Here is a 20,619-nt window from a genome sequence, read left to right as displayed (position 1 = left end):
CCATGATCGACTTCAGCGACTTCGACGCACTGCGGGCCGCCGCCGGAACCGAACTCGGTGTCAGCGACTGGATCACCGTCGACCAGCAGCGCATCGACACCTTCGCCGACGCCACCGACGACCACCAGTGGATCCACGTCGACGCCGCCCGCGCCGCCGCCGGACCCTACGGGCGCACCATCGCCCACGGGTTCCTCACCTTGTCGCTGGTGGTGCCGATGACCGGGCAGATCATGACCGTCAGCGCGGCGAACATGGCGATCAACTACGGGCTCGACAAGGTTCGCTTCATCAATCCGGTGCTGGTCGACAGCCGCATTCGCGGACGGCTCACCCTCGACACCGTCACCGATATTCCCGGCGGTGTGCAGGCCGTGCGCACCATGACCGTCGAGATCGAGGGCGCGGACAAGCCCGCCTGCGTCGCCGAGAGCATCGCCCGCTACCTCGCCTGAGCCCATCGCACGCCGAAGGCCCGCCGATCGAATCGATCGGCGGGCCTTCGAGTTCCGTACCGGCCTACTTCGCGCCCGGCCCGAACGGCTGCGCCGACAGCGGCGCGGAATCCGGGGTCAGGGTGGCCACCACCGAGATTCCGGCAGCCCGGAAATTCGTCAGCGCCCGCGCGATGTGATCGGCGGAGGTGATCAGGATCGCGGCGTGCGCGCCGATGACATCCATCAGATGCGCCGAGAAGGCGGCGTTCTGGACCGTCGAATTCGCCTTGGTCTCGGTGTGGATGCGATTGCGGTCGATGCCGCGCTCGACCAGCCAGTCGGCCATGGCATCGGCCTCGGTGACGCCGTTCTGCGGATTGCCGCCGGTCACGATGACCGGGGCTTGCGGCGACAGCAGCGCCGAGACGTAGCCCGCGGAGAGGCGGGCCATGAGCTCCGGGCGCATCTGGCCGTCGGCGAGCAGGCCGTAGCCGAGCACCACGATCGCGGTGTCGGGGGTGAACAGCGCGGGCAGATCCAGGCCCGGCAGATCCATGCCCGGAATATTGATCGACTTGACCGCGTCGAAGGCCTCCGGCAGGTCCTGGGACAGGCCGAACACCGGATCGACCTGCGGCGGCCGGTCCGCCGAGTCGCCCGGTATTAGCCGGGTCTCCGAGGCGACCTGTTGCGGCGCCTCCCACTCGGCCGATGGCTGGGTGCCCGAGTCTGCGAGCGGCGGGGCGGGTGAATCGGCGGGAGGCGGGTTCACCGCCTCGGCGTGCGCCGGGGTCGACACCGCCGCCAGGGCGACGACCGTCGCTCCGGGGAGCAGCGCCTGTAAGGTTTTGGTGCGCAAGGTGTTCGGTGTCTGCCGATGATGTCGGCCGGGCGGGGTGCGCCGCAGCTGCGGAACAACCCACTGCCATTGGCTCGCGGACGAGACGCGGCGGTGTCTGCCTGATTCGAGCATCGCAACCCCCTAGGTAGCCGGGATGTGACTACCGGTCGGTTCACAATCTACCGATTCATGATCGCGTGGGATCGCGCCGCGCGGAGGCGAATTGGTGAAATCCAGATTCACTTTTCGCGCCAGACCCCTCTTTCCGGGGGTGACCGGCCTCACACGCGAGGCGATGTCACACCTGTGCGGGCCACATCGTCAACCTCATGAAGCCAACGAACACCCACCAGAAAAGAGAGAACGATGACCCGCTTCGCCCTGTACGAGAACGAGATCGCCGCCAAGTTCAGCAAGCGCATCGTCACCGCCGCCCGCGTCATCGACGACTCCAGCCTCCCCAAGGCCACCCAGGAACTCGTCAAGATCCGCGCCTCGCAGATCAACAACTGCGGCATGTGCCTGGACATGCACACCAAGGACGCCGCCCACGCCGGTGAGACCCCCGTCCGCCTGGCCATGATCGCGGCCTGGCGCGAATCCACCGTCTTCACCGACCCCGAGCGCGCCGCCCTGGCCCTCACCGAGGAAGGCACCCGCCTGGCCGACACCTCCACCGCCATCTCCGACGACACCTGGGCCCAGGTCCGCAAGCACTACGACGACGACCAGATCGGCGCCCTGATCTCCCTCATCGCCACCATCAACGCCTGGAACCGCCTCAACGTCATCTCCGGGCAACTGGGCGGCGAATACACCCCCGGCCAGTGGTGACCGCCCACCCGCCGCGGAAATTCGATACCGATTTCCGCGGCGGGCGGTTACTGTCCTTGTCGCCACCGACGCCCTGGCGCGCAGGACGTGGGGTGGTCCAGCCGGTGTGATGGCAGAAGTCGCGGGTTCGAATCCCGCCACTGGCGCAAGGAGTTTCAGGGGGCTCCGTGTCCACTCGACGCGGTCCACAGACTATCGAGCGGGAGCACCAGGCTGCCTTCCTCATGGCGGTAGGCGTGTGGGCCGGTGTAGAGGATGATCGAGGTCGTCAGGCGGTTGCCGAGTTTGGTTCGGAGCGCGCGGATGCCGCGGAGATCTTCGCCGTGGATTCGGGTTCCGGCCTTGAACTCGAACGCGATCACGCAGCCGTCGTCCGCCTCCACCACGAGGTCGACTTCATCACCGGTACCGGTGCGGAAGTGGCCGACCGTGACCGGGGCATCCCACCAGCTGAGTTGTTTGAGAATCTCTCCGACCGCGAAGGTTTCGGTGAGATGGCCGTATTGGGTGAGGACTGCTGGATCTGCCGCGGCGATCTTGCCCGGTGTCAGGCCGAGCAGCCAGGCCGCGACGCCGGAATCGACGACATGCAGCTTCGGCTGGCGGGCAATCCGTGAGCCAAGGGTGGTTCCCCAGGCTGGCAGTCGGTGGACGAGGAAGACGGCTTCGAGCAGCCGGACATAGTTCTCGGCGCTGGACTTCTCCATGCCGATGTTCTGTGCTGCCGTGGAGATGTTGAGCACCTGCGCGGTGCGGGCGGCGAGCTGCTCGAGCAGACGTGGCAGCATCTCTCGTTGGCGAACGCGGCTGAGTTCGATCACATCCCGTTCGAGGACGAGCTCGAGGTAGTTCGCGAACCATCGGTTTCGTGATCGTCCCGGCGGGCGGCGCAGGGCGACCGGCATGCCGCCGGAGGTGATCCGGCGTGCGTACTCGTCCCGGCTGGTATCGGATGTGAAGCCGCTGAAGTCCGGCAGGTCGCCCTCCAGGAGGCTGCGAATCAAACCCTCTCGTGTGCCGGCGATTTCGCCCTGGGACAAGGGTAGGACGTCGAGGATGTCGACTCGGCCGGTCAATGACTGGCCGGCCTGGGGGAGCGTTGAATAGCGAGTGGACCCTGCGAGTACGTACCGTCCCGGCCGCAGGTCGCGGTTGAGTTCGGCCTTGATCGCATCGAGTAGTTCCGGGACAAGCTGATACTCGTCGATCAGCACCAAGTCGTCTCCCCCGGCGAATCGCCCCGGGTCGTTGCGGACCGCGGCCCGGGTCGCTGGATCATCACAGTCGATGACCTTCCGATTGGTGGCGGCCGCGAGGTGCGCCAACAGGGTGCTCTTGCCGACAGTGCGAGGTCCATTGAGAACGACAACGGGCTCCTCGGCGACCCGAGCCTGAAGCACGTTGCAGAGCCGACGAGGCGCGATTCCTGTGAGCAGGACATCCATGCCGTTACTATGCACTACAAGGCGGCTTTCCGGGGTAATATTTTCCGCATTTACACACTGATTTCTTCCGCGTTTTCACGCAGGATTCCTCCGTATCTGCGGAACATCGTCTCCGCACCTGCACCACTGTGATTCGTGGATACGGCAGGTTTGGATGGCTTCCGGTGTCGTGCCCGCCACCGCAATTGGGCGCAGCAGCTCGTTCGCCTCGGCTGGAATGCGCGGCCATGCAGACGGATTCGATGGAATGCGCTGTCGGAAGCTGACGGGGCTCGAAGTCGTGACATGAGCTGCGACGAGAGCCTCGGCGCGGACAGCCTTCTCCCACCTGCCCTCCACCCATGGCTCGAAGCCATACAAGTCGATCAGCAGAAGCAGAGCTCGTGACCTTCGGGTCACGACCGAGAAGATCTCTGGCCCAGCGGATTCGAGCGCCTCGAGATTCGGAGACTCGCCCTCCACCAGGATCTGGCTGACAACCTCAGCGATAGCGCGGGACCAATCTTTCTCGCTGCGCTACATGATCGCCGCAACCGCGGCGTCGCGGAAGGCATTGCGGATTTCGCGCTTGGACGGCAGGTGCTTGCCCTTCGATGCGGCGATGTCGCGCTGCATCATCCGGTACTGCCACACCGTGAGGATGAAGTCCTCATCAGGAGACAGCTCGAGCTTCTTCTGCACCTGCACCGCGTCCATGCGCTCGACATCAGCGATCGAGCCTGCCAGGAAGTAGCGGTTCCGAGTACACCGGTCGCGGTTCGCATCCCGCGACCGGTGCAAGAGAATTCGGGGAGTCCGTCAGTCGGTGAAGGCGGCGCGGTGTGCCTCGCACCATGCCGCGAAGGTGTGTGGCGGGCGGCCGAGCAGTTCGGTGACGGTGTCGGACCGGGCGTCGGCGCGATTTGCTCGCAGTAGTGCGAAGCCTTCGAGGATGGCGGCGGCCAGGGCCGGGGGAGCGCCGTGGGGGTATCGGGCGGCAATCGCCTCCTCGGGTGTCGTCGTCTCGCGAATCTTGATGTCCCGGTTCAGGATTCGGGCGAGGATCGTGACCTGTTCGGCGGCGGTCAGGGGGTCCGGGCCGGTGAGGTGGTAAGCCTGCCCGGTGTGGCCGGGCTCGGTCAGGCAGCGGGCCGCGACCTCCGCGATGTCGGCCGGGTCGATGGGGGCGAAACGGCCGGGGCCCGAGGGGTCCAGGATCGGGTCGCCGGAGCGGAGATGGGGGATCCACTCCAGGGCATTGGACATGTAGCCGCCGGGGCGCAGGATCGTGGCGGGAATTCCGGTGTCGCGCACCAGGTTCTCGCGGTCGCGGTGCCAGGTGCCCATGGCGGGCAGGGGGTCGATCAGGACGTGGGCCGAGGAGATGAGGACGATTCGCTGCACGTCCGCTCGTTCGGCGGCGCGCAGCAGGGTGCGGGTGTGGTCGAGGCCGATGCCGGGGACCAGGAGGAACAGGGCGGTGACTCCGGACATGGCACGGTCCACGCTCGCGGGGTCGTCGAGATCGCCGAGCGCGGCCTCGGCGCGGGCGGGCAGGGTCGAGGCACGGGCCCGATCGCGTACCAGGGCGCGGAAATCGGTGTCGCGGGAATCGAGGATGCGGGTGAGTTCGCGGCCGATGTTCCCGGTCGCTCCGGTCAGCAGTAGCATGGCTTCTCCAGATCGTTAGCCGTCTATTGAAAAACGTTAGACGGCTAACGATCGAACGTCAACGCCACTCTGTGAAGGAGGCTTCGTGGCCGCCGGCGATTCAGTCGAATTTCTCGATCTGCACGGGCTCACCTCGAAAGTGCTGCGCGCCCTGGCTGATCGGGATATGCGGCGCCTCGGGCTGCATCTCGGGCAGAACCATGTGCTGGCCGCGCTGTGGGAACAGGACGGGCGGACGCCGGGGGAGATGGCCGCGGCGCTGAACGTCACGACGCCGACCGTGGTCAAGATGGCCACCCGGATGGCCGCGGCCGGACTGCTCACGCGCCGGCGGGACGACAAGGACAACCGGCTGGTCCGGCTCTGGCTCACCGATCACGGCCGCGAACTGCGCGAACCCGTCGAGGCCGGTCGGAAGGCGCTGTCGGACAAGGTCACCGCCGACCTCACCGCCGACGAACGCGAACACCTGATGTCCGCGCTCGCCAAGATCCACCGCGCCGCCGCCGACCTGCTCGGCGAACCACTAGAGTTGGGCACATGATTACCGCGATCGTGTTGATCTCCGCCGAACCGGATCGGATTCCGGAGACCGCGCAGGAACTGGCCGACATCAAGGGGGTGACCGAGGTCTATTCGTGCGCGGGGGATGTGGACCTGATCGCCAAGGTCCGGGTCCGTGACCACGAGGAGATCGCCGACGTCGTCACCGGGCACATCAACAAGACGCCCGGCGTGCTGCGCACCGCCACCCACATCGCGTTCAAGTCCTACTCGCGCGCGGACGTGGAAGCCGGATTCTCGATCGGCGAATAGCCGCCCGGATCAGCGGGTCAGCACCGACGCGCCCAGCGCCCGGCCGCTCTGACCCGGTTCGATCACGTGCGTGACCCCGCCCTTGCAGCCCGGCAGCAGGTAGACGCTGGCCGGCCGCCCGGTCGCATTGGCGACATGGAGTCGATGCGGCCAGTGGTGGACGGTCACGCAATCGGACGGCACGCCGTAGCTGCGGCCGTCCACCGACAGCGCGTCGGGATCGGTGGACTCGGCCCGAGCCGAGGGATGAGCGGCGCTCACCGAGACTCCGAGGCCCAGAAGCACGACCACCAGGCCGGGTAGCACCACCGCGTATCGCATAGCCGAACTGTAACGCCGCCGCGGGCGGCCGAACGACCACGCGGCGCCGCGGGCCCCGAACTCCCAGGACACTCTGAGCAATCCGCCCAGGGAAAGGCAGGAACCCATGTTCGTGAAAGTCTGCGGACTGACCACCGAAGAACAGATCGACTGGGCCGTCGACCTCGGCTACACCGCCATCGGCGTGGTCGGCACCACCAAGAGCAAACGGTACGTCGAACCCGCGCGGGCCCGCGAACTCGCCGCCTACGCGCGCGGCCGGATCGAATCCTTCGTGGTCGCCTTCGACAAGAGCGAAGTCGACGAGGTGATCGACGACTTCGACATCATCCAGGTCTACCACTGGACCGACCTGCCGAACCTGGCCTACTGCTCGGCCGAGCGGCCCGAACCCGGCCAGAGCTGCCGGTACTTCTTCTACGACGCCAGCCACGGCTCCGGCGTCTTCGCCGCATTCCCCGACTGGCTCGAGCAAGCCCCCGGTCAGGTGGTGCTGGCGGGCGGGCTGACCCCCGACAATGTCGCCGAGGTCATCGCCACCCACCGGCCCTTCGGCGTCGACGTGTCCAGCTCCCTCGAAACCGCGCCCGGCATCAAGAGTTTCGATGCCATGCGCCGGTTCATCGAGGCCACGAAAGCCGGCTAGTCCGCGCCGAGCTCGTTGGAGACGGTCACCCAGCGCTCCAGCAGCGCGGTGGCCGCACCCGAATCCACCGTCTCCGCCACCCGCTTGAGGGCCTCGGCCAGCTTGCCGTGCAGATCGGCGTGCACATCGTCGGCGGTCAGGTCGAACGCGACCAGCGCGGCCGCCGAGTTCAACAGCACCGCGTCCCGCACCGGACCCGGCTCCCCGGCGAACATCGCCCGCGCGATCGCCGCGTTCATCACCGCGTCGCCGCCCTTCAACGCCGACGGATCCACCCGCTCGATGCCGAGAGTCGTTGGGTCGATGGTGGTTTCGTGCAGCTTGCCGCCCGCCACCACCCACACGTCGGAGGTGTCGGCGGTGGTGATCTCGTCCAGGCCGTCATTGCCGCGCACCACCAGGGCCGAGGCCCCGCGCTCGGCGAACACGCCCGCGATCACCGGCACCAGCTCCCGGAACGCACAGCCGATCAGGCCCGCGCCCGGCTGCGCCGGATTGGTCAGCGGGCCCAGGATATTGAAGACCGTCGGAATCCCGATCTCGCCGCGCGCCTGCGAGGCGAACCGCAGCGACGGATGGAACACCGGCGCGAAACAGAAACCGATCCCGGTCCGCCGCACACACTCCTCGACCGACTCCGGGCCCAGGGCGATCTTCACGCCCAGCGCCTCCAGCACATCCGCGCCGCCGCTCTTGGAGGAGGCCGCGCGATTGCCGTGCTTGATCACCGGAACCCCGGAGGCCGCCACCACGATCGAGGACATGGTGGAGATGTTCACGCTGCCCGACCGGTCGCCGCCGGTGCCGACGATGTCCACCGCCGCGCCGTCGTGGCGCACCCGGCGCGCGTGCGCGAGCATGCCCCCGGCCAGACCGTTCAACTCCGACGGGGTCGGGCCCTTCATCTTCAGGGCCACACCGAAGGCGGCGATCTGCGCCGAGGTGGCGTTATCGGTGAAGATCTCGTTCATCGCCCACGCGGCCTCGTCCGAGGACAGGTCGTTGCCGTCGGTGAGGATGCCGAGAACTTCTCGCCAGCTGCGCGCGCTCATTGCCTTCTCTTCCCGTTGCCGGATGCCCGGACACCAGTGTGGTTCGGAGGCAAGCCTAGTGCCGGGAACCCGACTCCCGGGACTCTCCGGGTGCTTCGCCCCCGAACCCCGACTATCGGGGCCGTTCGGCGGGTTGCAGGGCGTCCCAGCCCAGAGCGTCGCCGTCGTGACGCTGGGCCAGGCCCGCCATCCGGGAACGCTCCTGGGAGCAGTGCACGGCGTCGAGGATCTGCACGCGCTGCAAGACCAGCTTCGCGGGGTCCGCGGCGGAGACCGAGGCGGTTTCATAGCCGCCCTGCGCGGCAATGACTTGCACCGCATTCACCTGGGCCGCGGGCAGGCGCAAATGGTGCCTGAGCACCACCGGCTGATCCGCCGTCCAGTCCAAGGCCTTGCCGAGGGCCGCCGAGCACGCCTCCGCGTCATCGAAACTCGATGCCACCACCACCAGATCCGGGCGCGCCGGATCCAGTTGTGTTGCGCCGCCGCGCCCTCGCCACCGCCGCCACCACGACTTCACGTCGACTCCCTCTCGCGGGCCCCGAAAAGGGGCCTCAGCTTCCTCTTACCTGCGCAATCTAGGCTCTGCGGGGACACGCCGGGGACCCGGCGAGAGCCATGCTCGCCCTGGGCTTTCCGACACGTACGACAAAGTTTCGTACCCGCCTACGCCTGTCGTACTACGACAAGTCATACTTACCGGCGTGACGACCGCAGTAGGGACCCCAGGATCGGCCATTACCCAGCGTGTGCATTCGCTGAACCGGCCCAACATGGTCAGCGTCGGTACCATCATCTGGCTGTCGAGCGAGCTGATGTTCTTCGCCGGCCTGTTCGCCATGTACTTCGTTGCTCGTGCCCAGGCACACGGCGTCTGGCCGCCGGAGCCGACCGAGCTGAACCTGAAGCTGGCCGTGCCGGTGACCACGGTGCTGGTGCTGTCCTCCTTCACCTGCCAGATGGGCGTTTTCGCCGCGGAGAAGGGCGACGTGTTCGGCCTGCGCCGTTGGTACCTGCTCACCTTCATCATGGGCGCGATCTTCGTGGGCGGCCAGGGCTACGAGTACACCAACCTCGTCAAAGAGGGCACCACGATCTCCAGCTCGGTGTACGGCTCGGTGTTCTACATCACCACCGGCTTCCACGGTCTGCACGTCATCGGCGGTCTCATCGCGTTCATCTTCCTGCTGGTGCGCACCAAGCTCAGCAAGTTCACCCCGGCGCAGGCCACCGCGGCGATCGTCGTGTCGTACTACTGGCACTTCGTCGACATCGTCTGGATCGGCCTCTTCGCGACGATCTACTTCGTCCGCTAACAACGGACACGCCGAGCACGGCACCCACCCCCCTGAGCCTGCCCGCCATCGGCAACCCAAACTTGTACAAGTCGGTTCCGTCTACTCCAAAGGGACACAGATGAGTTCATCTCCCCCGTCAGCGCCAGATCCCGAGGGGATCGGCCAGGCCACCAAGACCCGCAAGCAGCGCCGCATTCGCCGGAAGCTGGCCGGCGGGCTGGTCCTCCTGATGGGCCTCGTCGGAGCCGGCTTCGCGGCATCGGCCCTGACCCCGCAGGCTCAGGTGGCGACCGCGCACGAGGATCAGTCCGCGCTGATCCGCGAGGGCAAGCAGATCTACGACACCTCCTGCGTCACCTGCCACGGTGTCAACCTGCAGGGTGTCCCGGATCGCGGCCCCAGCCTGATCGGCGTCGGTGAGGCCGCGGTCTACTTCCAGGTCTCCTCCGGCCGCATGCCCGCCGCCCGCAACGAGGCGCAGATCGTGCGCAAGCCGGCGAAGTTCGACGCGCACCAGACCGACGCGATCAGCGCCTACGTCCAGGCCAACGGCGGCGGCCCGACCGTCGTGCGCGACGCCAACGGCGAGGTCGCCCAGGAATCCCTCATCGAGGGCCGCGACCTCGGCCGCGGTGGCGAGCTGTTCCGCCTGAACTGCGCCTCCTGCCACAACTTCACCGGCAAGGGCGGCGCGCTGTCCTCCGGCAAGTTCGCGCCCCCGCTGGAAGAAGCCAGCGAGCAGCAGATCTACCTGGCCATGCTGACCGGCCCGCAGAACATGCCCAAGTTCTCCGACCGGCAGCTGACGCCGGACGAGAAGAAGGACATCGTCGCGTACATCAAGGACCGCATGGAGACCAAGTCCGAGGGCGGCTACGGCCTCGGTGGCTTCGGTCCCGCGACCGAGGGCCTGGCGATCTGGGTCGTCGGCATCGTGGCCCTGGTCGGCTCCGCGATGTGGATCGGTTCCCGGTCATGAGTGAACAGGAGCGAAACAGCATGGGGGACAACCCCACCGAACCCACCGACGAGCAGCTCGACGCCATGTCGCGGGACGAGCTGGTCAAGCTCGGCACCGAGCTCGACGGCGTCGACGTCGCCTACCGCGCCCCCCGCTGGCCGGTCGAGGGCACCCGGGCCGAGAAGCGCGCCGAGCGTCGCGTGGCCCTGTGGTTCGGCATCTCCGCGCTCGCGGGTGCCGCTCTGATCGGCGTCTTCCTGTTCTGGCCCTGGGAGTACAAGGGCCGCAACCAGGACGGCAACGGGATGTACACCCTCACCACCCCGCTCTACGGCCTGACCCTCGGCATCGCCGTGCTGGCCGTCGGTGTGGCGATCGTGCTGATCCGCAAGCACTTCATCCCCGCCGAGATCTCCATCCAGGACCGCCACGACGGCCCGTCCTCGGAGGTCAACCGGCGCACCCTGGTCGCGCAGCTGCAGGACGCCGCCGACACCTCCACCCTGGGCCGCCGCAAGCTCATCACCCGCACCGCGGGCCTGGGCGCGGGCCTGGTCGGCGTCGGCGCGCTGTTCCTGTTCGTCGGCGGCATGATCAAGAACCCGTGGGCCAAGCGCGACAAGTCGCCGCTGTGGGTCTCGGGCTGGACCCCGGACTACCCCGGCGAGACCGTCTTCCTGCGCCGTGACACCGGCCGCCCCGAGGACATCGTCCTGGTCAAGCCGGAGGACCTCGACGGCGGCGCCATGGAAACCGTCTTCCCCTGGAAGGAATCCTGGCGCGGAGACGAGCACGCGACCCTGCAGTCGCTGCGCGGAATCCGCAACGCGGTCATGCTGATCCGTCTGCGCCCGCACGACGCCCAGACCGCGATCAAGCGCAAGGGCCAGGAGAGCTTCAACTACGGCGACTACTTCGCCTACTCGAAGATCTGTACTCACCTCGGCTGCCCCACCTCACTGTTCGAGCAGCAGACCAACCGGATCCTGTGCCCCTGCCACCAGTCGCAGTTCTCCGCGACCGAGTGGGGTAAGCCGGTCTTCGGTCCCGCCGCCCGCGCGTTGCCGCAGCTGCCGATCACCGTCAATGCCGATGGCTACCTGGTCGCCGCCGGCGACTTCATCGAGCCGCTCGGCCCGGCCTTCTGGGAGCGTCGTTCATGAGCCCTAGCAAAGCGGCCGTCCAGGCCAACGAAATGGACGAGCGCTACCACATGGCTGCGTTCGCCAAGCGATCGATCAACAAGGTCTTCCCGACCCACTGGTCGTTCCTGCTCGGTGAGATCGCGCTGTATGCGTTCATCATCCTGCTGCTGTCGGGTATCTACCTGACGCTGTACTTCGACCCGTCCATGAGCGAGACCGTCTACCAGGGCGCCTACCAGCCCCTGCGCGGTGTCACCATGTCGCGGGCCTACGAGACCGCGCTGAACATCTCCTTCGAGGTGCGCGGCGGTCTGTTCGTGCGCCAGGTGCACCACTGGGCGGCGCTGCTGTTCGCGGCGTCGATCATCATCCACCTGTTCCGCATCTTCTTCACCGGCGCGTTCCGCAAGCCGCGTGAGGCCAACTGGGTGATCGGCTCGCTGCTGCTCATCCTGGCCATGTTCGAGGGCTTCTTCGGCTACTCGATCCCCGACGACCTGCTGTCGGGCACCGGTCTGCGCGCCGCCTTCGGTGGTATCACCATGGGCGTGCCGGTCATCGGCACCTGGATGCACTGGCTGATCTTCGCCGGCGACTTCCCGGGCACCATCATCATTCCGCGCCTCTACATCGCGCACGTGCTGCTGCTGCCGGGCATCATCCTGGCGCTCATCGCCGCGCACGTCGCGCTGGTCTGGTACCAGAAGCACACCCAGTTCCCCGGACCGGGCCGCACCGAGAAGAACGTCGTCGGCGCCCGCATCATCCCGGTGTTCGCCGCCGACCAGGGCGCGTTCTTCGCGCTCACCCTCGGCATCGTCGCGATCATGGGTGGCGTCTTCCAGATCAACCCGATCTGGAACCTGGGTCCCTACAACCCGTCTCAGGTCTCCGCGGGTTCGCAGCCGGACTTCTACATGATGTGGACCGACGGCATGGCGCGTCTCATGCCGCCGTGGGAGCTGTACCTGGGCCGCTACACGGTCCCGGCGCCGTTCTGGGTCGCCCTGATCATGGGTCTGGTGTTCACCGTGCTGATCGCCTACCCGTGGATCGAGAAGCGCCTCACCGGCGACACCGCTCGCCACAACCTGCTGCAGCGTCCGCGCGACGTGCCGGTCCGCACCGCCATCGGTGCCATGGCCATCGCGTTCTACATGGTGCTGACCCTGGCGTGTGTCAACGACATCCTGTCGCTGAAGTTCGACATCTCGCTGAACGCCACCACCTGGTTCTTCCGCATCGCGCTGCTGCTGGCCCCGCCGCTGGCGTACTTCGTGGCCTACCGCTTCTGCATCGGCCTGCAGCGGTCCGACCGCGCGGTGCTCGAGCACGGCATCGAGACCGGTGTCATCAAGCGGCTGCCGCACGGTGAGTACATCGAGGTCCACCAGCCCCTCGGCCCGGTCGACTCGCACGGCCACCCGGTCCCGCTGGAGTACCAGGGCGCCCCGGTGCCCAAGAAGATGGCCAAGCTCGGTTCCGCCGGCAAGCCCGGCACCGGCTCGTTCATGCGTCCCGACCCCGCGTCGGAGCAGGCGGAGAACGTCGCCATCGCCCACGAGGAAGAGCACAAGATGCTCTCCGTGCTGGAAGCGGCCCAGAACGCCGCCTCCGGCAAGCAGACCGATCACTGATCGGATCGTCACCAGGGAAGGCCCCGAGTCGAATTCGACTCGGGGCCTTCCCCGTTACTAGGGCTTGGTCCAGATCAGGGAGAAGCGCCACAGGACGTGGCGGCGGTAGCGGACGCCGGGCAGGAGTTCGGCTGCGGTGCGGCGGGTTTCCGGGTAGGTCTGGGGCGGAGGCCAGACGACGGGGGAGGGGTGGGCCCACTGGACCCGGTTGAGACGGTCCTTGACGCTGGTGAGGAGGGCGGCGGCCTCCCAGGGGAGATCGGCGGGAAACGTGCTGCGGGCCATGCCGATCACGGCCAGGGTGCCGCCGGGACGGAGCAGGGTCCGCATGCGGGTGAGGGCCTCGACGGTGTCTATGTGGTGCAGGGCGGCGACGGAGACGATGCCGTCGAAGGACTCCGGCGGGAAGGGGTGGGCGAGGAAGTCGGCCTCGAGGTAGGTGATGTCGTCGTCGGGGGACTGCTCGCGGGCCAGGGCGATGCTCGCGGGATCGGGGTCGATGCCGGTGACCGTCGCGCCCGATCGGCGGATTCGCCTGGCCAGCATGCCTTCCCCGCACCCGACATCCAGGACGTTCTCGGCGCCGGAGACCGCGTCGGCCAGCAGCGGGTGGTACTCGATGTTGTGGTTCCAGCGCTCGGCGTCGGGCACGTACATCACGCCATTCTGGCAGCGATGGGGTGCGGCGGCCCGTCAGTCCGATGCGTCGAGGGTCGAGCGTGCGGCCTCGGCGCGGTCGACCCAGTCGAGCCAGGGGCCCGCGCCGAGGCGGGGTTCGCCGTAGCCGTCGGTGGTGCGGACGATGCGGGTGCCGGGCTGTTCGAGCCAGCGGACCAGCAGGCCCGCCTCCTCCGGGAGGGCGCCACGCAGCGGGGGGAAGGCGGGGGTGTCGCCGGAGTCCGGGAGCGGTTGGGGGAGGACGGTTTCGGCGGCGGCCGCGAGGCGGTCGACCACGGCCATAGGGGAGATGCCGCGGACCGCTGTGCCCGCGGCGGCCAGGCGGGCGTGGCGGATGATCGCGAACTGCCAGCCACCGGCGCCGTCGGGGTGGGCGGCAATCAGCTCGGGGATGGCGGCCAGGGCGGTGAGGCGCTGGGTGCGGCGCAGGGCGCGGACCACCGCGACGGTGCGGTCCCGGAGGCGGGCCGCGGCCTCGAAATGTTCTGCGGTGGAAAGGGTTTCGAGTCTCGCGGCGATGGCGTGCAGCAGTGCGTCGTCCACGCCGGTGAACAGGGCGCGGATGGCGGCGGGGGTCGGTTCGTACTCCTCTATATATAGGGGGCTGTTCTCGGTGGCCGCGGGGCAACCGCCGACGATGGCGGGCTGGCAATCGTGGCGGCCCGTCCGCGGGATGCGGGTGGTGCAGGTGCGCAGGCCCGACTGCTCGGCGAGGGTGGCCGCGATCTCCTGGGCGTCGGTGCGGGAGGTGAACGGGCCCAGCGCATCCCGGGTGGGGGTGCGCGAGACGGCGAAGCGGGGGAAGGGCTCGTCGGTGAGGGTCAGCCACCACGCGCGCTGCGGGAACTTCGAGCGCCGGTTGTAGGGCGGGGTGTGGGCGATCAGCAGCCGCAGCTCGCGCACGCCCGCCTCCAGGCCGTGCGCGCACTCGACATGATCGACGCGGGTGGCCAGCTGCACCATCTCGCGCATGCGGGGGCGGGTGTCGGAACCGGTGAAGTAGTTGCGGACGCGGCGGCGCAGATTCACCGCCGTCCCTATATAGAGGACTTCGTCGGAGGGGCCGCGGAACAGGTACACGCCCGGGGTCGCCGGAAGGTCCGCGGCCATCACGCGTTTCGCGCGCTGGCGGCGGGTCACCTCGGGGAGATAGTCGAGCAGCTCGGTGAGACTGTGCACGCCCTGATTGCCGACCCGGGCGATGAGCGCGTGCAGCACGTCCACCGTCGCCTTGGCGTCGTCGAGGGCGCGGTGCGTCGGCCGGGTCTCCGCGCCGAGCAGCTGCGCCAGGTACCAGAGCTTGGCCGAGGGCGCCTCGTCCTTGGGCAGCACGCGGCGGGCCAGCTGGACGGTGCACACGTGTTGGAAGGCGGGCCAGGCCACTTCGCACTTCGCGGCGGCGGCCTTCAGGAAGCCCAGATCGAAACGGGCGTTGTGGGCGACCAGCACCGCGCCGCGCGCGAACTCCAGGAACCCGGGCAGCACCTGCTCGATCCGGGGCGCGTCGATCACCATGGCGGTCGTGATGCCGGTGATCTGCACGATCTGTGGCGGGATGGCGCAGCCCGGATTGACCAGGGTCGCGAACTCGCCGAGCACCTCACCGCCGCGCACCTTGACCGCGCCGATCTCGGTGATCGAGTCGCCCTCGGGGCTGGTTCCGGTGGTCTCCAGGTCCACGACCACGAACGTTGTGTCATAGAGCGGGGTTTCGAGCTCATCGAAGGCCAGCTGTCCGGACACGAGGGGCAAGCCTAGGCGCAGGGTCCGACAACTCCGCCCGAAGTTGATCTTTCGAGGCGGCCTGGGGAAATGCTCGAAAATACGATGACGATTCTCGAGATGAAATCCCCGAATTGAGCGAATATGCGCGTTTGTGACCAGGGTCACAGTTATTCACAAAATGGATCAATTTTGTGGGGGAGGGCGGTTGGTCCGGATTCGCGTGTGGCGAGTGCTGGCTCGGTGTCCCGCGCCCGGGCGCGCCGGGTGTCGGTCCGGGAATCCCCCAGGTCGCGGGCCATGGCGATGACCTGGAGTTATGCGGAATTTGCCAAGGTCGGAGGGGCCTCGGACGGGCGCTTGCTACCGGCGGGTAGCTCTCAGGACGCTCTCAGAAAAACGGCCGCTGTTATCGTTTCGTGATTGCTGTGACGTTTGTCGCACCGAAATGCGAGTGCGCAACAATTTTGAGTCAGGCATCGGCCACCTCGGCTTTACAAAGCACCGTTATGTCCTCGTAATCTTCCTGAGACCTCGCGGAGTCCGACGCACCACCGGGTGCGGCGTCGCGGGGCAGATTGGAAGTACCTCACCATGGCGACCACCACCGTCAAGCGACAGGTCCGGGGCATGCAGCGCACTGCGCGTCGCGCCGCCGCGGCCGGCGCCGTCGGCGCTGCCACGCTGAGCGCGCTGCTGCTGCCCGCTACGCCCGCGGCCGCTCAGCCGGTCAACACCCCCGTCGGTGTCATCGACGTGCCCGACGCCATCCAGCTCCCCGCCGGGATCCCGGGCCTGCCCGAGTCCCTGCCGGTGACCATCCCGGCTCTGCCCGGCATCCAGGTCCCGGGTGTCCCGGCGCCCGGCCCGCAGCGCAGCTTCCGTCAGGCCGCGGTCGACGCCGCCATGAGCCGCGTCGGCGACCCCTACGTGTACGGCGCCGCCGGCCCGAACGCCTTCGACTGCTCGGGTCTGGTCCAGTGGTCCTACGCCCAGGCCGGCGTCAACCTGCCGCGCACCAGCTACGAGCAGGCCGGTGCGGGCAGCCCGGTCTCCTACGACGCCCTCGAGCCGGGCGACGTGGTGTCGTTCTACGGCGGCGGCCACTCCGGCATCTACATCGGCGACGGCAATGTCGTGCACGCGTCGACCTCCGGTCAGCCCGTCAAGGTCGCCCCGATTTCGTCGATGCCGTTCTCGGGCGCCACGCGCATCTGATCCCTTGCTCTACCGGGGGATTCGTCCCCCAGCCGACCGCGGGCGGGCGACCCGCGGGGGAAACGGCGACCGTAATGCTTCCGTGGCCTGCTGGACACAAGCGGTCGCCGTTTCGTAATCTTACCGAGACCTTCTGACCGGCTCGGGGTAAGAGAACGGGACGACACCAGCGGTGGCAGCGCAACAGCGACATCAGCGGACACACAGTGAGCGGACCAGGCGACTGGTAGGAGGAGCCTTCACGGTCGGGGCCCTCATGGTCGGCACCTACGGCGGCTACGGCTTCGCCGGGGCCGATCCGGTGGCCGCACCGGCTTCCGCGGGCGACGCGGTGCAGAAGCTCATCGACCTCTCCCGGCAGTCCGAGCAGATGAATCAGCAGGCGCTCGACGCCCAGGCCGATCTCGACGCCAAGTCCGCCACTGCGGACGCCGCCGACCAGCGCGCCGCCGACGCGGCCGCCACGCTGGACGCCGCCAAGGCCGAAATCCGCCGCTACCAACCGGTCATCGAACGCGCCGCGACCTCCGCGCTGCTCGGCAGCCGCACCAACCGGATCACCTCGCTACTGGTCAGCAATTCGCCGCAGCAGCTGCTCGACCAGATGTCCATCGTGGACCTGGTGGGCGCGCGCACCAATGATCAACTGGCCCAGTATCAGAAGGCCACCACCGCGGCCGCCGCCGCCGAATCCGGCGCCCGCGCCGCCGCCGACTCCGCCCGCGCCGCCAGCGCCGCCGCCGACCGGGTCCGCATGGACCTGGAGGCCAAACGCGCTGCGCTGCAAGGCTCGATGGCCCAGGTCATCGCCGCGTGGGGCCAGCTCTCGGCCGGTGACAAGTCCGCGCTCGCGGGCTCCATGTTCCCGCCCGGCTTCGATCGCGACAGCCTGCTCAAGGGTCTGGTCCCGGGTTCGGGCACCAGCGCGCTGGCCGCGGGCCTGACCCGGGTCGGCGATCCGTACGTCTGGGGTGCCACCGGACCGGACCAGTTCGACTGCTCCGGCCTGGTGCAGTGGGCCTTCCATCAGGTCGGCAAGAGCGTGCCGCGCACCTCGCAGCAGCAGGCCGGATACGGCACGCCGGTCGACGAGAAGGACCTGCAGCCCGGTGATGTGGTCTTCTTCTACTCGGATATCTCGCATGTGGGCATCTACGCCGGCAACGGGTTGATGCTGCACGCGTCGACTTTCGGCGTTCCCGTCCAGGTCGCGCCGCTGGGTTCGACCCCGTTCCATTCGGCTCGTCGGTACTGAACGAGAGGCGGCGATGAGCGCTCTGCGGCAGGTCCGCGGCTGGCTGTCGGCGAAACGGCGGTTCCAGTTCGTGCTCACCCTGGTCATGGTCAGCGCCCTGACCGGCGCGTGCGGCGCGCTGCTCATGCTGCCGAACTCGGTGCTGCCGACGCTGCGGGCGGTGGTGCCGGGCCAGGACGCGAGCCAGGCCACCGATCCGCAGGTGCCGCTGGTGAAGCGGTCCATGGACGCCTACGGGAAGGTGGTCGCCGAACCGGTGCCGACCGGATCGGGCCGGACCGGCATCGTGCTCGGCCATCCGGGCCAGCGCGCCGACCTCGATGTGCTGGCGAGCGAACTCGCGGCATCCACCGCGGCGGTCTCCGCGCTGTGGGGCCAGGACTGGAATCGGGCGCCGGTCGTGGTGGTAGCCTCCAGCCCTTCGGAATTCGCGGCGCTGACCCGCGCCACCGGTGACGTGCCCGCCGAGGTCGCCGCCTCCACCGTCGCCGACCCGTACCGGCCCGGCACGCAATTGACCGGGCAGCGCGTGGTTTTCGGGCCCGACGCCGGACGCCGCCTGGGCGCGGACGGACTGCGCTCGGTGCTGCGTCACGAACTCACCCACATGGCCAGCCGCGCGGTGACCGTCGACGGTTCGCCGATGTGGATGCTCGAGGGTTTCGCCGAGTATTCGGCGCACCGCGGCATGCGTCACCCCGTCACCCAGATCGCCCCGACCCTCACAGCCCGCGCCCGCGCCGGTGACCTGCCCGCCGATCTCCCCGCCGACGCGATGTTCGAACCTTCCAGCGGCAAGGCCTCGCTCGCGTATGAACAGGGCTGGTCCGCCTGCGCTTTCATCGCCGACCGCTACGGCGATCAAGCCCTGGTCGACCTGTACCGGCAGCTGGCCTCCGGACCGAAGGACCGGGCCGCCGTGGAGGCCGTGCTGCGCGACGCGCTCGGCACCACCTACACCGACCTCGTCGGCGGCTGGCGCGCCTGGCTCACCAGCCGCACGACCGAGGGCGCGTAAAGCCGCCTGGTCCGCGGGTGCAGTAGGTTTGTGGCATGGGGCGAACTCTGCTGGTTACCAATGATTTCCCGCCGCGACCCGGCGGGATTCAGTCGTATCTGCACGCGCTCGCCCAACAGCTGCCCGCCGACGAGCTGGTGGTGTACGCGCCGCGATGGAAGGGCGACAGCCACTGGAAGTTCGACGCGCAGCAGCCGTTCCAGGTGGTGCGGCATCCCACCACGTTGATGCTGCCGACGCCGCTGGTCGCGCGCCGCGCCAGGAAACTTCTACGTGACGAGCAGTGCGATCGGGTGTGGTTCGGGGCGGCCGCGCCGCTGGCGCTGATGTCGCCGGTGCTGCGCAAGGCCGGGGCCGAACGGATTCTCGCGTCCACCCACGGCCACGAGGTGGGCTGGTCGATGCTGCCCGGCGCGCGGCAGGCGTTGCGGGTCATCGGCGATCACACCGATGTCGTCACCTATGTCAGCAAGTACACGCGGCGGCGGTTCGCGGCGGCGTTCGGCGCGCAGTCGGCGCTCGAGTATCTGCCGCCCGCCGTGGACTCCGAGGTGTTCAAGCCGGATCCGGGCGCGCGCGCCGAATTGCGGGCGCGCTACGGGCTGGGGGACCGGCCGACCATCCTGTGCCTGTCGCGGCTGGTGCCGCGCAAGGGGCAGGATTCGCTGATCGCGGCCATGCCCGATATCCGCAAGCGGGTCAAGGGCGCGGTGCTGGTGATCGCGGGTGGCGGACCCTATGAGCAGAAGCTGCGCGAACTGGTCGCGGCCCTGGGCGTTTCCGACAGTGTGGTGTTCACCGGCCGGGTGCCGTCGCAGGAGCTGGCCGCCCACCACACCATCGCCGACGTGTTCGCCATGCCCTGCCGGACCCGCGGCGCGGGCCTGGACGTCGAGGGCCTGGGCATCGTGTTCCTGGAGGCCTCGGCCACGGGAGTGCCGGTGATCGCGGGCAATTCGGGCGGTGCGCCCGAGACCGTGCGCGAGGGCGAGACCGGCCGGGTGGTCAACGGCCGCAAGCTGGAGTCGCTCGCCGACGCCATCGTCGACATCCTCTCCGACCGTGACGCCGCGGCCGCCATGGGCGCGGCGGGCCGCGCCTGGGTGCAGCAGCAGTGGCGCTGGGACCTCATGGGTCAGCGACTACAGCAGCTGCTGGATCCGAACCTGCGCCCCAGTCACCTGGGCTGAGCCGCCGGTCCAGGTCGGCGCGGGGTCTGAGGGGTGACGCATCCTGCGATAGGCTCACCCGCGTGAGCAGTATCCAGGTTGCCGATATGACTTTCATCGCCGCGCCGGGCGAGGCCGTGGCCGAGATCTTGGCCGATCGCGGGCGGTGGCGTCAGTGGTGGCCGGACCTGCAATTGGACGTGCGGGAAGATCGGGGCGACAAGGGAATCCGCTGGACCGTCAGCGGGGGCGCCGAGGGCACCATGGAACTCTGGCTCGAGCCGATGCTGGACGGCGTCCTCATGCATTACTTCATGCACGCCGAACCGCGCGGCGGCGTCGCCGGTATGTCCGGGCGTGACCTGCTGGCGCTCAACCGCACCCGCCGGGTCGCGGGCAAGGTCATGTCGTTCGAGATCAAGGCCCGCCTGGAGGCGGGGCGCAAGGCCGGGGTCGCGCCCGCGGCCGCTCACTAG

Annotated in this window: 23 protein-coding genes; 14 read left to right on the top strand and 9 right to left on the bottom strand. The window is 68.5% G+C overall.

The genetic code is table 11. From position 1 onward, the window contains the following. Positions 1-2: 2 nt before the first annotated feature. Positions 3-455 carry a MaoC family dehydratase gene (locus tag ACWEOI_RS34615; protein WP_433666835.1) on the top strand — a complete coding sequence of 151 codons (453 nt, stop codon included), beginning with the start codon at positions 3-5 and terminating at the stop codon, positions 453-455. Between the two features lie 64 nt (positions 456-519). Here the strand turns inward: ACWEOI_RS34615 and ACWEOI_RS34610 are convergent, their stop codons facing one another. Then, the gene (locus ACWEOI_RS34610; protein WP_433666834.1) at positions 520-1,296 is read right to left on the bottom strand and encodes an ElyC/SanA/YdcF family protein; all 777 of its coding nucleotides are present in this window, start codon (positions 1,294-1,296) and stop codon (positions 520-522) included. A gap of 348 nt (positions 1,297-1,644) precedes the next feature. On the opposite strand from ACWEOI_RS34610, the gene ACWEOI_RS34605 reads away from it, so the two are divergent. Continuing rightward, positions 1,645-2,112: a carboxymuconolactone decarboxylase family protein gene (locus ACWEOI_RS34605; protein ID WP_452362299.1), complete on the top strand. Its 468-nt coding sequence runs from the start codon at positions 1,645-1,647 to the stop codon at positions 2,110-2,112. Positions 2,113-2,267: 155 nt separating this feature from the next. On the opposite strand, the gene ACWEOI_RS34600 is transcribed toward ACWEOI_RS34605, so the two are convergent. From ACWEOI_RS34600 to ACWEOI_RS34590, 3 genes are all read right to left on the bottom strand, one after another. Continuing rightward, positions 2,268-3,557, bottom strand: a complete 1,290-nt coding sequence (locus ACWEOI_RS34600; protein WP_452362298.1) for an ATP-binding protein — start codon at positions 3,555-3,557, stop codon at positions 2,268-2,270. 516 nt (positions 3,558-4,073) lie between these two features. Further along, positions 4,074-4,253, bottom strand: a complete 180-nt coding sequence (locus tag ACWEOI_RS34595) for a hypothetical protein (RefSeq protein WP_452362297.1) — start codon at positions 4,251-4,253, stop codon at positions 4,074-4,076. 102 nt (positions 4,254-4,355) lie between these two features. Then, entirely contained in the window at positions 4,356-5,207 is an 852-nt protein-coding gene (locus ACWEOI_RS34590) for an NAD(P)H-binding protein (RefSeq protein ID WP_452362296.1), read from the bottom strand. An 85-nt stretch (positions 5,208-5,292) separates the two neighbouring features. On the opposite strand from ACWEOI_RS34590, the gene ACWEOI_RS34585 reads away from it, so the two are divergent. Continuing rightward, positions 5,293-5,751, top strand: coding sequence for a MarR family transcriptional regulator (locus ACWEOI_RS34585; protein ID WP_433666828.1), 459 nt, complete (start codon positions 5,293-5,295; stop codon positions 5,749-5,751). Further along, positions 5,748-6,023 carry an Lrp/AsnC family transcriptional regulator gene (locus tag ACWEOI_RS34580; RefSeq protein ID WP_213560441.1) on the top strand — a complete coding sequence of 92 codons (276 nt, stop codon included), beginning with the start codon at positions 5,748-5,750 and terminating at the stop codon, positions 6,021-6,023. Before ACWEOI_RS34585 ends, ACWEOI_RS34580 begins: the two co-directional genes overlap by 4 nt. A gap of 9 nt (positions 6,024-6,032) precedes the next feature. Here the strand turns inward: ACWEOI_RS34580 and ACWEOI_RS34575 are convergent, their stop codons facing one another. After that, positions 6,033-6,344, bottom strand: coding sequence for a hypothetical protein (locus ACWEOI_RS34575; protein ID WP_452362295.1), 312 nt, complete (start codon positions 6,342-6,344; stop codon positions 6,033-6,035). A gap of 106 nt (positions 6,345-6,450) precedes the next feature. Here ACWEOI_RS34575 and ACWEOI_RS34570 point away from each other — a divergent pair, with 106 nt between their 5' ends. Next, positions 6,451-6,990 carry a phosphoribosylanthranilate isomerase gene (locus tag ACWEOI_RS34570; RefSeq protein ID WP_452362294.1) on the top strand — a complete coding sequence of 180 codons (540 nt, stop codon included), beginning with the start codon at positions 6,451-6,453 and terminating at the stop codon, positions 6,988-6,990. On the opposite strand, the gene trpD is transcribed toward ACWEOI_RS34570, so the two are convergent. Both trpD and ACWEOI_RS34560 read right to left on the bottom strand, forming a co-directional pair. Next, a complete protein-coding gene (gene trpD / locus ACWEOI_RS34565) occupies positions 6,987-8,042 on the bottom strand; it encodes an anthranilate phosphoribosyltransferase (RefSeq protein ID WP_452362293.1) in 1,056 nt (351 codons plus the stop codon). The genes ACWEOI_RS34570 and trpD overlap by 4 nt on opposite strands. A gap of 112 nt (positions 8,043-8,154) precedes the next feature. Next, positions 8,155-8,562: a hypothetical protein gene (locus ACWEOI_RS34560; protein ID WP_357094938.1), complete on the bottom strand. Its 408-nt coding sequence runs from the start codon at positions 8,560-8,562 to the stop codon at positions 8,155-8,157. Positions 8,563-8,746: 184 nt separating this feature from the next. Between ACWEOI_RS34560 and ctaE the strand changes: the two genes are divergently transcribed. The 4 genes from ctaE to qcrB all read left to right on the top strand — a co-directional run bounded on the left by ctaE (position 8,747) and on the right by qcrB (position 13,083). Further along, positions 8,747-9,358 carry an aa3-type cytochrome oxidase subunit III gene (ctaE, locus tag ACWEOI_RS34555; RefSeq protein ID WP_357094941.1) on the top strand — a complete coding sequence of 204 codons (612 nt, stop codon included), beginning with the start codon at positions 8,747-8,749 and terminating at the stop codon, positions 9,356-9,358. Between the two features lie 100 nt (positions 9,359-9,458). After that, the gene (gene qcrC, locus ACWEOI_RS34550) at positions 9,459-10,319 is read left to right on the top strand and encodes a cytochrome bc1 complex diheme cytochrome c subunit (protein WP_357094943.1); all 861 of its coding nucleotides are present in this window, start codon (positions 9,459-9,461) and stop codon (positions 10,317-10,319) included. Further along, entirely contained in the window at positions 10,316-11,464 is a 1,149-nt protein-coding gene (gene qcrA, locus ACWEOI_RS34545) for a cytochrome bc1 complex Rieske iron-sulfur subunit (RefSeq protein WP_433666824.1), read from the top strand. The genes qcrC and qcrA overlap by 4 nt, the downstream gene beginning before the upstream one ends. Beyond that, positions 11,461-13,083 carry a cytochrome bc1 complex cytochrome b subunit gene (gene qcrB, locus ACWEOI_RS34540; protein WP_433666823.1) on the top strand — a complete coding sequence of 541 codons (1,623 nt, stop codon included), beginning with the start codon at positions 11,461-11,463 and terminating at the stop codon, positions 13,081-13,083. The genes qcrA and qcrB overlap by 4 nt, the downstream gene beginning before the upstream one ends. 57 nt (positions 13,084-13,140) lie before the next feature. Here qcrB and ACWEOI_RS34535 read toward each other — a convergent pair whose 3' ends face one another. Beyond that, positions 13,141-13,740 (bottom strand): class I SAM-dependent methyltransferase, encoded by a 600-nt coding sequence (locus tag ACWEOI_RS34535; protein ID WP_452362292.1) that lies wholly within the window; start codon positions 13,738-13,740, stop codon positions 13,141-13,143. A 36-nt stretch (positions 13,741-13,776) separates the two neighbouring features. Then, entirely contained in the window at positions 13,777-15,504 is a 1,728-nt protein-coding gene (locus ACWEOI_RS34530) for a DEDD exonuclease domain-containing protein (RefSeq protein WP_452362291.1), read from the bottom strand. A 573-nt stretch (positions 15,505-16,077) separates the two neighbouring features. Here ACWEOI_RS34530 and ACWEOI_RS34525 point away from each other — a divergent pair. The 5 genes from ACWEOI_RS34525 (at position 16,078) to ACWEOI_RS34505 (ending at position 20,619) form a co-directional block, all read left to right on the top strand. Continuing rightward, positions 16,078-16,701, top strand: a complete 624-nt coding sequence (locus ACWEOI_RS34525; RefSeq protein ID WP_452362290.1) for a C40 family peptidase — start codon at positions 16,078-16,080, stop codon at positions 16,699-16,701. A 256-nt stretch (positions 16,702-16,957) separates the two neighbouring features. Continuing rightward, complete coding sequence (locus tag ACWEOI_RS34520) at positions 16,958-17,956, top strand: NlpC/P60 family protein (RefSeq protein ID WP_452362289.1); 999 nt, start codon at positions 16,958-16,960, stop codon at positions 17,954-17,956. A gap of 13 nt (positions 17,957-17,969) precedes the next feature. After that, complete coding sequence (locus ACWEOI_RS34515; RefSeq protein WP_452362288.1) at positions 17,970-18,974, top strand: peptidase MA family metallohydrolase; 1,005 nt, start codon at positions 17,970-17,972, stop codon at positions 18,972-18,974. A 35-nt stretch (positions 18,975-19,009) separates the two neighbouring features. After that, the gene (locus ACWEOI_RS34510) at positions 19,010-20,164 is read left to right on the top strand and encodes a glycosyltransferase family 4 protein (protein WP_452362287.1); all 1,155 of its coding nucleotides are present in this window, start codon (positions 19,010-19,012) and stop codon (positions 20,162-20,164) included. A 62-nt stretch (positions 20,165-20,226) separates the two neighbouring features. Further along, positions 20,227-20,619 carry an SRPBCC family protein gene (locus ACWEOI_RS34505; protein WP_357094963.1) on the top strand — a complete coding sequence of 131 codons (393 nt, stop codon included), beginning with the start codon at positions 20,227-20,229 and terminating at the stop codon, positions 20,617-20,619.

It is taken from the genome of Nocardia sp. NPDC004340 (assembly GCF_053602575.1).
The sequence above is the reverse complement of the archived record's forward strand: the minus strand, read 5'-3'. Positions and strand labels throughout refer to the sequence as shown.